General features: G+C 61.7%; 9 protein-coding genes. All 9 read left to right on the forward strand.

From position 1 onward, the window contains the following. The first annotated feature begins 256 nt into the window (after nucleotides 1–256). Nucleotides 257–1492 (forward strand): ABC transporter substrate-binding protein, encoded by a 1236-nt coding sequence (locus IB264_RS09965; RefSeq protein WP_025427337.1) that lies wholly within the window; start codon nucleotides 257–259, stop codon nucleotides 1490–1492. 216 nt (nucleotides 1493–1708) lie between these two features. Beyond that, nucleotides 1709–2614: a carbohydrate ABC transporter permease gene (locus IB264_RS09970; RefSeq protein WP_025427336.1), complete on the forward strand. Its 906-nt coding sequence runs from the start codon at nucleotides 1709–1711 to the stop codon at nucleotides 2612–2614. A gap of 118 nt (nucleotides 2615–2732) precedes the next feature. Next, nucleotides 2733–3560: a carbohydrate ABC transporter permease gene (locus tag IB264_RS09975; RefSeq protein WP_225906378.1), complete on the forward strand. Its 828-nt coding sequence runs from the start codon at nucleotides 2733–2735 to the stop codon at nucleotides 3558–3560. A 4-nt stretch (nucleotides 3561–3564) separates the two neighbouring features. Beyond that, complete coding sequence (locus IB264_RS09980) at nucleotides 3565–4656, forward strand: ABC transporter ATP-binding protein (protein ID WP_057208724.1); 1092 nt, start codon at nucleotides 3565–3567, stop codon at nucleotides 4654–4656. 91 nt (nucleotides 4657–4747) lie between these two features. Further along, a complete protein-coding gene (locus IB264_RS09985) occupies nucleotides 4748–7222 on the forward strand; it encodes a glycoside hydrolase family 2 protein (RefSeq protein ID WP_025427333.1) in 2475 nt (824 codons plus the stop codon). Between the two features lie 6 nt (nucleotides 7223–7228). Continuing rightward, nucleotides 7229–7924 (forward strand): D-lyxose/D-mannose family sugar isomerase, encoded by a 696-nt coding sequence (locus IB264_RS09990; RefSeq protein WP_025427332.1) that lies wholly within the window; start codon nucleotides 7229–7231, stop codon nucleotides 7922–7924. Nucleotides 7925–8000: 76 nt separating this feature from the next. After that, on the forward strand, nucleotides 8001–8762 hold the full coding sequence (locus IB264_RS09995) for a sugar phosphate isomerase/epimerase (RefSeq protein WP_025427331.1): 762 nt from the start codon (nucleotides 8001–8003) through the stop codon (nucleotides 8760–8762). 15 nt (nucleotides 8763–8777) lie between these two features. Next, the gene (locus IB264_RS10000; protein WP_025427330.1) at nucleotides 8778–9956 is read left to right on the forward strand and encodes a Gfo/Idh/MocA family protein; all 1179 of its coding nucleotides are present in this window, start codon (nucleotides 8778–8780) and stop codon (nucleotides 9954–9956) included. Nucleotides 9957–10075: 119 nt separating this feature from the next. Further along, complete coding sequence (gene mgrA / locus IB264_RS10005; protein WP_025427329.1) at nucleotides 10076–11104, forward strand: L-glyceraldehyde 3-phosphate reductase; 1029 nt, start codon at nucleotides 10076–10078, stop codon at nucleotides 11102–11104. The last annotated feature ends 62 nt before the right edge of the window (nucleotides 11105–11166 follow it).

Raw genomic sequence — 11166 nt, forward strand, 5'->3', positions numbered from 1 at the left:
TTGCGTCTGCGAGAGAGCATATGCAGCAAAATACCAGCATTTCTGCACAAAAAATATCAAAATCAGCGCGTTATCAACCCGCTATGCCGGATCTTCATGGTCTTGCCCGTGATCAGTTCACGTCTCTTTGATGTCCGAAAGTACGCCTGTAGATTGCAGAAAATGTTTCTGTTTAAATTCATTGGGGTGGGAGTTGCGGACCGGGATCGTTTCCTCTAAGTTTTTTACGGTAACGTTACAGTGAGGGAGGAGACTCATGAATTTACGTTCTTTCGCGGCCGCTTTGGCGGTGACGGTGGCGCTGCCATTTGGTGCAGCAAACGCAACCGATCTCGAGGTGACGCATTGGTGGACGTCGGGCGGGGAGGCTGCTGCGGTCGCCGAGCTTGCAAAAGCGTTCGATGCCACCGGAAATCACTGGGTTGACGGTGCCATTGCCGGCGCCGGCAGCACGGCGCGGCCGATCATGGTCAGCCGCCTGACCGGTGGCGATCCGATGGGTGCCACGCAATTCAACCATGGACGCCAGGCAGAGGAACTGGTCGAGGCTGGGCTGATGCGCGACCTGACCGATGTCGCCTCCAAGGAGAACTGGAAAGAGATCATCAGGCCGGCGAGCCTGCTCGATTCCTGCACCATCGACGGCAAGGTCTATTGCGCGCCGGTCAACATTCATTCCTGGCAGTGGCTCTGGCTGTCGAACGCTGCCTTCAAGAAGGCCGGCGTCGATGTGCCGAAGAACTGGGACGAGTTTGTCGCAGCGGCACCGGCACTTGAAAAAGCCGGCATCGTGCCGCTCGCCGTCGGCGGACAGCCGTGGCAGTCGGCCGGTGCCTTCGACGTTCTCATCGTCGCTCTTGCCGGCAAGGACACGTTCCTCAAGGTCTTTGGCGACAAGGACGAGGAAGTGGCCGCCGGTCCTGAAATTGCCAAGGTGTTCAAGGCTGCGGATGACGCGCGTCGCATGTCCAAGGGCACCAATGTCCAGGACTGGAACCAGGCGACCAACATGGTCATCACCGGCAAGGCCGGCGGCCAGATCATGGGCGACTGGGCGCAAGGCGAATTCCAGCTCGCCGGCCAGAAGGCCGGAACCGATTACACCTGCCTGCCGGGCCTCGGCGTCAACGAAGTCATCGCGACGGGCGGCGACGCTTTCTATTTCCCGGTGCTGAAGGATGAGGAGAAATCCAAGGCCCAGGAAGTGCTGGCATCGACGCTCCTGAACCCGGCGACGCAGGTGGCGTTCAACCTGAAGAAGGGTTCGCTGCCGGTGCGCGGCGATGTCGATCTGGCTGCCGCCAACGACTGCATGAAGAAGGGCCTGGACATCCTCGCCAAGGGCAACGTCATCCAGTGGACCGACCAGCTTCTGTCGGCTGACAGCCAGAAACAGAAGGAAGATCTCTTCTCCGAGTTCTTCGCCAACCCCTCCATGACGCCGGAGGAAGCGCAGAAGCGCTTTGCCGACATCATCGCTTCGGCGGACTGATGGAGCTTCCTTGATCCGTCGGCCCCGCCCTCGGCGGGGTCGGCCAAGGCTCCCATTCGGCACGACACGTTCAGGCGGACCAGCGTGCCTTTGCCTGGCAGGCGTATTGGGAGAACGGCTTCAACGTGGCGAGGCGGTTTTCGAGCGACGGCACATCCGTTCGTCATCGACGCCGCCTGCCATCGGCAATCCAATGCAGTTCCGGAGGAACGAAACATGGGTCACACACGCGGTTCGGGTCGGCCGAACCAGTGGCTGCGGAATCTGAATGCGAAGCTGGCCTCGATCCCGATGATCCTGACGGCCGTGGTCATTTTCCTCGGCGGCACGGTCTGGACCGTGGTCTATTCCTTCACCAATTCCAAGCTCTTGCCGCGGCTTTCCTTCGTTGGCCTCGACCAGTATGAGCGGCTGTGGGCCGCGCCGCGCTGGCTGATGTCGGTGCAGAACCTGGCGATCTACGGCTTGTTTTCGCTGATTTTCAGCCTGGTCATCGGCTTCCTGCTGGCGGCGCTGATGGACCAAAAGATCCGCTTCGAGAACACGTTCCGCACGATCATGCTCTATCCCTTCGCCCTGTCCTTCATCGTGACGGGCCTCGTGTGGCAATGGCTGCTCAACCCGGAATACGGCATCCAGTCGGTGGTGCGCTCTCTCGGCTGGACGAGTTTTGCCTTCGACCCGCTCTACAATTCCAATATCGTCATTTACGGCATCCTGATCGCGGCGCTGTGGCAAGGGACCGGGCTCGTCATGTGCCTGATGCTCGCCGGCTTGCGTGGGATCGACGAGGATATCTGGAAGGCGTCGCGCGTTGACGGCATTCCGATGTGGAAGACCTATGTCTTCGTCATCATCCCGATGATGCGCGGCGTCTTCATCACCACGCTGGTGATCATCGCAAGCGGCATCGTCAAGGTTTACGATCTCGTGGTGGCGCAGACGAGCGGCGGCCCGGGCATCGCCTCGGAAGTGCCGGCCAAATACGTCTACGACTACATGTTCCAGGCGCAGAATCTCGGCCAGGGATTTGCCGCCTCGACCATGATGCTCATCACCGTCGCCATCATCATCGTGCCCTGGGCCTATCTCGAATTTGGGGGAGGGCGCAAGCGTGCCTGAGATCGTCGCTTTCAACGCCATCGCCGCCGGTATCGACCCCGAGGCGGAAAAGACCTCCGTTGCCCTTTCAGGCCCGCGGGGCCGCAAGCCGCGCCGGGCGCTTTCGGGCCGCAACATCATGGTCTACGGCACCCTGATTGTCGTGGCACTCTACTACCTGCTGCCACTCTACGTCATGGTCATGACCTCGCTGAAGGGCATGCCGGAAATCCGACTCGGCAACATCTTCGCGCCGCCGCTCGAAATCACCTTCGAGCCCTGGGTGAAGGCCTGGTCGAGCGCCTGCACCGGCCTCAACTGCGATGGCCTTTCGCGCGGCTTCTGGAACTCGGTGCGCATCACCGTTCCCTCGACCATCGTCTCGATCGCGATTGCCTCGATCAACGGCTATGCGCTGGCCAACTGGCGCTTCAAGGGCGCCGACCTGTTCTTCACTATCCTGATCGTCGGCGCCTTCATCCCCTATCAGGTGATGATCTATCCGATCGTCATCGTGCTGCGCGAGCTCGGCGTCTATGGCTCGCTGACCGGCCTGATCATCGTTCACACCATCTTCGGCATGCCGATCCTGACGCTTCTGTTCCGCAACTATTTCGCCGGGCTGCCGGAAGAATTGTTCAAGGCGGCGCGCGTCGACGGCGCTGGGTTCTGGACCATCTATTTCCGCATCATGCTGCCGATGTCGATGCCGATCTTCGTGGTGGCGATGATCCTGCAGGTGACCGGCATCTGGAACGACTTCCTGTTCGGCGTGGTGTTCACCCGGCCGGAATATTACCCGATGACCGTCCAGCTCAACAACATCGTCAATTCGGTACAGGGCGTGAAGGAATACAACGTCAACATGGCGGCAACCATCCTCACCGGTGCCGTGCCGCTTTTCGTCTACTTCGTCTCCGGGCGGCTTTTTGTCCGCGGCATCGCCGCCGGCGCAGTGAAAGGGTAAGGGCATGGAAAACGTCAGCGTATCGGTCAAGGATCTGTCGTTGAGCTTCGGTGCCGTCACTGTGCTCGACACGCTCAACCTCGACATCAAGGATGGCGAATTCCTGGTGCTGCTCGGCTCATCCGGCTGCGGCAAGTCGACCTTGCTCAACTGCATCGCCGGGCTCCTGGACGTCAGCGACGGCCAGATCTTCATCAAGAACAAGAACGTCACCTGGGAGGAGCCGAAGGACCGTGGTATCGGCATGGTGTTCCAGTCCTACGCGCTCTATCCGCAGATGTCGGTGGAGAAGAACCTCTCCTTCGGGCTCAAGGTGGCCAAGGTCGAAAAGGCCGAGATCGACAAGCGCGTCAGCCGCGCCGCCGAGATCCTGCAGATCCAGCCGCTGTTGAAGCGCAAGCCCGCCGAGCTTTCCGGCGGCCAGCGCCAGCGCGTGGCGATCGGCCGGGCACTGGTGCGCGATGTCGACGTGTTCCTGTTCGACGAGCCACTGTCGAACCTCGACGCCAAGCTGCGTTCGGAACTGCGCGTCGAGATCAAGCGGCTGCATCAGTCCCTGAAGAACACGATGATCTACGTCACCCACGACCAGATCGAGGCGCTGACGCTAGCCGACCGCATCGCGGTGATGAAGAGCGGTGTCATCCAGCAGCTTGCCGATCCGATGACGATCTACAACGCGCCGGAAAACCTGTTCGTCGCCGGCTTCATCGGCTCGCCGTCGATGAACTTCTTCCGCGGCGAGCTGCAATTGAAGGATGGGCGGGCCTTCGTGCGCGCCAATGGCGTCGATTTCGACGTGTCGGCCTATCCGTCGCGCGGGCCGTTCAAATCTGGCCAAAAGGTCGTCCTTGGCCTGAGGCCGGAGCATGTGCGTGTCGACGAGGCACCGAACGGCCAGCCGTCGCACCAGGCGGTCGTCGATATCGAGGAGCCGATGGGCGCCGACAACCTGCTCTGGCTGAAACTTGCCGGCCAGTCGATGTCGGTGCGCATCGGCGGCCAGCGCCGCTACAAGCCGGGAACGGCGGTGACGCTTTCCTTCGACATGGCGGTCGCCTCGATCTTCGACGCGGTCAGCGAAAATCGTCTCTGAACAACGGGGAAACGCGCCGGCTTTCATCATCCGGCGCGTTTCGACACACTGGCATGCCGGCAGTTTCGCCGGCAATCAACGGAATATGGAAATGCTCTCCCAGGACCCGAATCGAACCGCTTGCTATCTCGACCTCGCGGGAGAATGGCAGCTCGCTTCCAGCGATAAAAGCCACGCGACGACCATGGCGCTGCCGGGCGACGTGCACACGGCTTTGCAAAGGGCCGGCATCATCGACGACCCTTATGTGGGTCGCAACGAGGATGACGTGCAATGGGTGGCGCACGAGGATTGGGTGATCGAGCGCACAGTGTCGATCGATGCGGATGATCTCGGCGGCTACTGGTATCTCGACCTCGAATGCATCGACACGGTCGCCTCGGTCTTCGTCAACGACCGGCTCGTGCTCGAGGCCGACAATTGCTTCCGCCGTCATCGGCCCGATGTCTCCCGTACGCTGGTCGCCGGTGAAAACCGTATCCGCATCGTGCTGCCGTCCTCGATATCAGAGGGTGCACGCCGGCAGAGGGCGCAGCCCTTCTACGTGCCCTACCACCCCGGAAATTCGCCGATCGCCAACGGCAACATGCTGAGGAAGCCCCAGTGCCATTTCGGCTGGGACTGGAACATCGCGATTGCGCCGCTCGGTGTCTACGGTACGCTGGCGCTGCGCCGGCTGGAGATCGCCCGCATCGAGCATGTGACGACAAAGCAGATCTGGCTCGGCGACGGCTCGGTCGATCTGCAGGTAACGGTCACGCTCTTTGCCGATGGTCCGGGCATCGTCCCGGTTCATTTCTCTCTCGACGGCCAAAGGGAGCGGCTCGATTGCGCCGTCGGCACCGGCGAGACCCGCATCACCCACGTCTTTACCGTCAGTGAGCCGAAACGCTGGTGGCCGGCCGGCAGCGGCGAGCAGAACCTTTCGATGCTGACCGTGGAAGTGCCACAGGAGCAGGTGACGCGTCAGATCGGCTTTCGCACGATCGAGCTTCTGACCGACAAGGACGAGGCGGGAAGCCGCTTTGCCTTTCGCGTCAATGGCCGCGAGATCTTCTGTCGGGGCGCCAACTGGATCCCGGCCGACGCGCTGATGTCACGGGTGACGCCTGATGGTGTCGAGGACCTGCTGCGCTCAGCGTTTGACGCCAACATGAACATGATCCGCGTCTGGGGCGGCGGCTTCTACGAGCCGGACTGGTTCTACGATCTCTGCGACCGGCTGGGCCTGATGGTCTGGCAGGACTTCATGTTCGCCTGCAACCTCTATCCCTCGACGCCCGATTTCCTCGACAACGTCGCGGCCGAGGTCGACTACCAGGTCAAGCGCCTGTCGTCCCATCCGTCGATCGCGCTCTGGTGCGGCGACAACGAGCTGGTGGGCGCGCTCACCTGGTTCGACGAGCCGCGCAAGGATCGCGACCGTTATCTCGTCTCCTATGACCGCCTGAACCGTACGGTCGAAGTTGCGCTGAAGGCGGCGCTGCCGGACGCACTGTGGTGGCCCTCAAGCCCGGCCTCCGGCTATCTCGATTTCGGCGACGCCTGGCATTCCGACGGTTCCGGCGACATGCACTATTGGTCGGTCTGGCACGAGAACAAATCCTTCGACAATTACCGGTCCGTGCGCCCGCGCTTCTGCTCGGAGTTCGGTTTCCAGTCCTATACCTCCATGCCCGTCATCCGGCAGTTTGCTGCCGAGAAGGACCTCAACATCGCGTCGCCGGTGATCGAGAGCCACCAGAAGAACGTCGGCGGCAACGAGCGCATTGCCGGCACGATGTTCCGCTATTTCCGCTTCCCCAAGGACTTCCCAAGCTTCGTCTATCTCAGCCAGATCCAGCAGGGCCTGGCGATCCGCACGGCCGTCGATTACTGGCGCTCGCTCAAGCCCCATTGCATGGGCACGCTCTACTGGCAGCTCAACGACACCTGGCCGGTCGCTTCCTGGTCGAGCCTCGACTACGGCGGCAGCTGGAAGGCCATGCATTACATGGTGCGCCGCTTCTTCCAGCCGGTGGCCGTTGCCGCCATTCCGTCCGCCGACGGCAAGGAAATCACCTTTTCGATGGTCAACGACACCGCCGCGCCGGTGACTGTGGAACTGCAGGCCTTCGTCGTTACGCTTGACGGTGCGCGCACGCCGCTGATGGCGGCAGCAGGCACCTGCTCGCCGGACCGCGCGGCGACCTTGGTGAGCATCGCGGCGCGCGACATTCCCGAAAACGCACTGTTGTTCTGGTCGTTCGAGGCGTCGAACGGCATGCGTGGCGAAGGCCATCACGTGCCGGGCACCTATAAGGCTCTCGATCTTCAGCCCTCCAAGCTGTCGCTTGAGGTCTTGCCAATCGGCGACGGCGCCTACGACGTCTCGATCAAGGCGAGTGGCCTGGCGCTGCATGTGATGATCGAGGCCGACGTCGCCGGGCGCTACGCCGACAATGCCTTCGATCTCACATCAGGTGAAACGAAGGTCATCCGCTTCACGCCGAAGACATCACTTGCCGAAGGCACGGTGCCGCGCTTTGCCGCCTTCGATCTTGAATCCTGCCAGGGAAAGGGGTGACCCACCGTGAAACGCAGCCACGTCAATGACATCATCGCCAGCAGCGATGCCTTCATGCGCAGCTTCGGCTTCGTGCTTCCGCCCTTTGCCTATTGGTCGCCGGAAGAAATGAAGTCGCGCGTCGCTTCGGATTGCCCGACGATCTTCGATGCCCGGCTCGGATGGGACATCACCGATTACGGCAAGGGCCGCTTCGATGAGGTCGGTCTCGTGCTCTTCACGCTGCGCAATGGCGATGCCTCGAACCTGACGACGGGGCAGGGCATGGTCTATGCCGAGAAACTGATGATCACCCGCAACGGTCAGGTCAACCCGCTGCATCGCCACGCCGCCAAGACCGAGGACATCATCAACCGTGGCGGTGGCACGCTGGTGCTGCAGATGTACAATTCGCACTCCGACGGCTCTGTCGACGACGAAAGCGACGTCGAGGTAGCGACCGATGCGCGCCTGCGTCGGCTGAAGGCCGGCGACCTCCTGAAACTCATGCCCGGCGAAAGCGTGACGCTTTTGCCCGGCAACTGGCACGCCTTCTGGGCGGAAGACGGAGACGTGTTGATGGGCGAGGTTTCGACCGTCAACGACGACCTTACCGACAATTACTTCCGCGAACCCGTTGGTCGCTTCTCGGCGATCGAGGAGGACACAGCCCCCGTCCATCTGCTGGTGTCGGATTACGACGCCTGGCTCAGGGCCGGATGACGAAAAACCCGGCCGGGTCTCGTCCCGCCCCTGGCCGATCAGACCGATCACGATGATTTCCCGAGGAGGATTTTCGATGAAAGACGTCAGTTTTCAGCTCTATAGCGCCCGCAACTTCCCGCCCTTCGCCGATGTGCTGAAGGCGATCGGCGAGGCAGGATATAGCCAGGTCGAAGGTTACGGCGCGCTCTATGCGGCGCTCAGCGATGCGGAGATCGCAAGCTTCAAGCACGGTCTCGACGAGAACGGCCTCGCCATGCCGACGGCGCATTTCGGCCTGGATATGCTCGAAAGCGATCCGGCACGGGTGCTTGAAATCGCCAAGGCGCTCGGCATCCGGGCGATCTATTGCCCTTATCTCCTGCCCGAGCATCGCCCGACGAACGCGGCCGGCTGGCGCGCCTTCGGCGAGCGCCTGCAGGCGGCGGGCAAGCCCTACCGCGATGCCGGCCTCATCTTCGGCTGGCACAACCACGACTTCGAATTCTTCGCCCTGCCGGATGGCAGCATTCCGCAGGACCTGATCTTCGAGGGTGGGCCGGATCTTTCCTGGGAGGCCGACATCGCCTGGATCATCCGCGGCGGCGCCGACCCGATCGCCTGGATCAAGAAATATGCCAACCGGATCACTGCCGTGCATGTGAAGGACATCGCGCCGACGGGCGAGAAAAAGGACGAAGACGGCTGGGCCGATGTCGGCGAGGGTACGGTCGACTGGAAGGGCCTGTTCCAGGCGCTCTCCGGCACCAAGGCGCGCTATTTCATTGCCGAGCACGACAATCCGAGTGACTTCCAGCGCTTCGCCAAGCGCTCGCTCGCCTCCATCCAATCCTACTGAAAAACAGGTAGATCCATGACCAAGGAACTTGGCGTCGGCATCATCGGATGCGGCAACATCTCCACCACCTATTTCAAGCTTGCCCCGCTTTTCAGGGGCATCAAAGTCGTCGCCTGCGCGGATATCAATCCGGCGGCAGCCGAAGCACGGGCGACTGAGTATGGCGTCAAAGCGCAGAGCATCGAAGCGCTTCTCGCCAACCCGGATGTCGATATCGTCGTCAACCTGACGATCCCTGATGCGCATTTCCCGGTATCCAAGAGTATTCTCGAAGCGGGAAAACACGTCTACTCGGAAAAGCCGCTGGTGCTCTCGCTGGAGCAGGGTGAGGAACTCCGCGCCCTTGCCAAGGCCAAGGGCCTGACGGTCGGTTGCGCCCCCGACACCTTCCTCGGTGGCGCCCACCAGCTTGCCCGCAGCTATATCGACGCCGGCAAGATCGGCCGCGTGACGTCGGGCACCTGCCACGTGCTCAGCCCCGGCATGGAGATGTGGCATCCGAACCCGGACTTCTTCTTTCTTCCCGGCGGCGGTCCGATCCTCGATCTCGGGCCCTACTACATCGCCAACCTGATCAACCTCATCGGTCCGGTGAAGCGCGTGGCAGCGCTGTCTTCGATGGCCAATCCGACACGCACCATTACCAGCGAGCCGCGCAACGGCGAGGTCATCCCGGTGAAGACGCCGACCAACATCCATGCGCTGCTGGAGTTCGCAAACGGCGCAACGATCACCCTGTCGGCGAGCTGGGATGTCTGGTCGCATCGCCACGCCAATATGGAGCTCTACGGCACGGAGGGCTCGATTTTCGTCCCTGATCCCAACTTCTTCGGCGGCAAGGTCGAAGCGAGCGGCCGGGACAAGAACATCCAGCCGCTGGAAATGTGGGATCATCCCTTTGCCGTCGAAAACCAGGAGCACCCGCAGGGCCCGATGGCGAACTACCGCACGGCTGGCCTTGCCGACATGGCGATCGCCATTCTCGAGGGTCGCGATGCCCGCTGCTCGCTTGACCGCGCGCTGCACGGCGTCGACGTGATGGTATCGATCCTGAAGTCGGGCGAGGAAGGGCGGTTCATCGAACTCAGTACCACCTGCACCCAGCCGGCAGCCCTCGGGATCGAGGAGGCGCGGGCGCTGCTCATCGAACCTCAAGAAGAAATATCGGGAAATCGTGCCGCTGCCGCTTCATAGCTGCATCGGACCAGTTTAGACGTTTCTGAACAGAGGTTTCCGCAGCCGCGGAAACCTTTCTCATTTGCAGGATGGCGGTCTCTTATTCGCCATCAAAACCCGATCGCGGAGGAATTGCGATGACCTGGCTACCGGCGGAAAACCGCTACGACACCATGAAGTACAACCGCGTCGGACGGTCCGGCCTGAAGCTGCCGGCGATCTCGCTGGGGCTTTGGCACAATTTCGGCGGCGACACCCCGCACGACCGCAAGGTCGACATGTGCCGTACTGCCTTCGATCTGGGCATCACCCATTTCGATCTCGCCAACAATTACGGTCCGCCTCCGGGATCGGCCGAAACCGCTTTTGGCGAGATCATGCGCACGGACTTCGCGCATCTGCGCGACGAGTTGATCATCTCATCCAAGGCCGGCTACGACATGTGGCCGGGTCCCTATGGCGAGTGGGGCAGCCGCAAGTATCTGATCGCGTCCTGCGACCAGAGCCTGAAGCGCATGGGGCTCGACTATGTCGATATCTTCTATTCGCACCGCTTCGATCCGGACACGCCGCTGGAAGAGACCTGCGGCGCCCTCGACCATATCGTGCGGTCGGGCCGGGCGCTTTATGTCGGGATTTCCTCCTACAACTCGCAGCGCACCCGCGAGGCGGCCGCGATCCTGAAGGAACTCGGCACACCCTGCGTGATCCATCAGCCGAGCTATTCCATGCTCAACCGCTGGATCGAGGACGACGGCCTCGTGCACACGCTCGAAGATCTCGGCATCGGCTCGATCGTCTTCTCGCCGCTCGCCCAGGGCATGCTGACGACGAAGTATCTCGGCGGCATTCCGCAGGACAGCCGCGCCGCACAGAACCACTTCCTCAAGAAGGACTTCATCCGTCCGGCGATCATCGACAACATCCGCAAGCTCAACGGCATTGCCGAAAAGCGCGGCCAGACGTTGGCGCAGATGGCGCTCGCCTGGGTGCTGCGCGGCGGGCGCATCACCTCGGCGCTGATCGGTGCCAGCCGTTCCGAGCAGATCGTCGATTGCGTCAAGGCGCTTGAAAACGACACGTTCACGGCGGAAGAGCTGGCCGAGATCGACCTTTACGCGCGCGAAGCCGACGTCAATCTCTGGGCCTCTTCGGCCGAGCTCTGATCCTGCGAATACATTGATTTGCCTCGATTTTGAGCAATTCCGATTACTTTCCGGCGCATTAG

The organism is Ensifer sp. ENS11, assembly GCF_014851895.1.
Lineage (GTDB): Bacteria > Pseudomonadota > Alphaproteobacteria > Rhizobiales > Rhizobiaceae > Ensifer > Ensifer canadensis.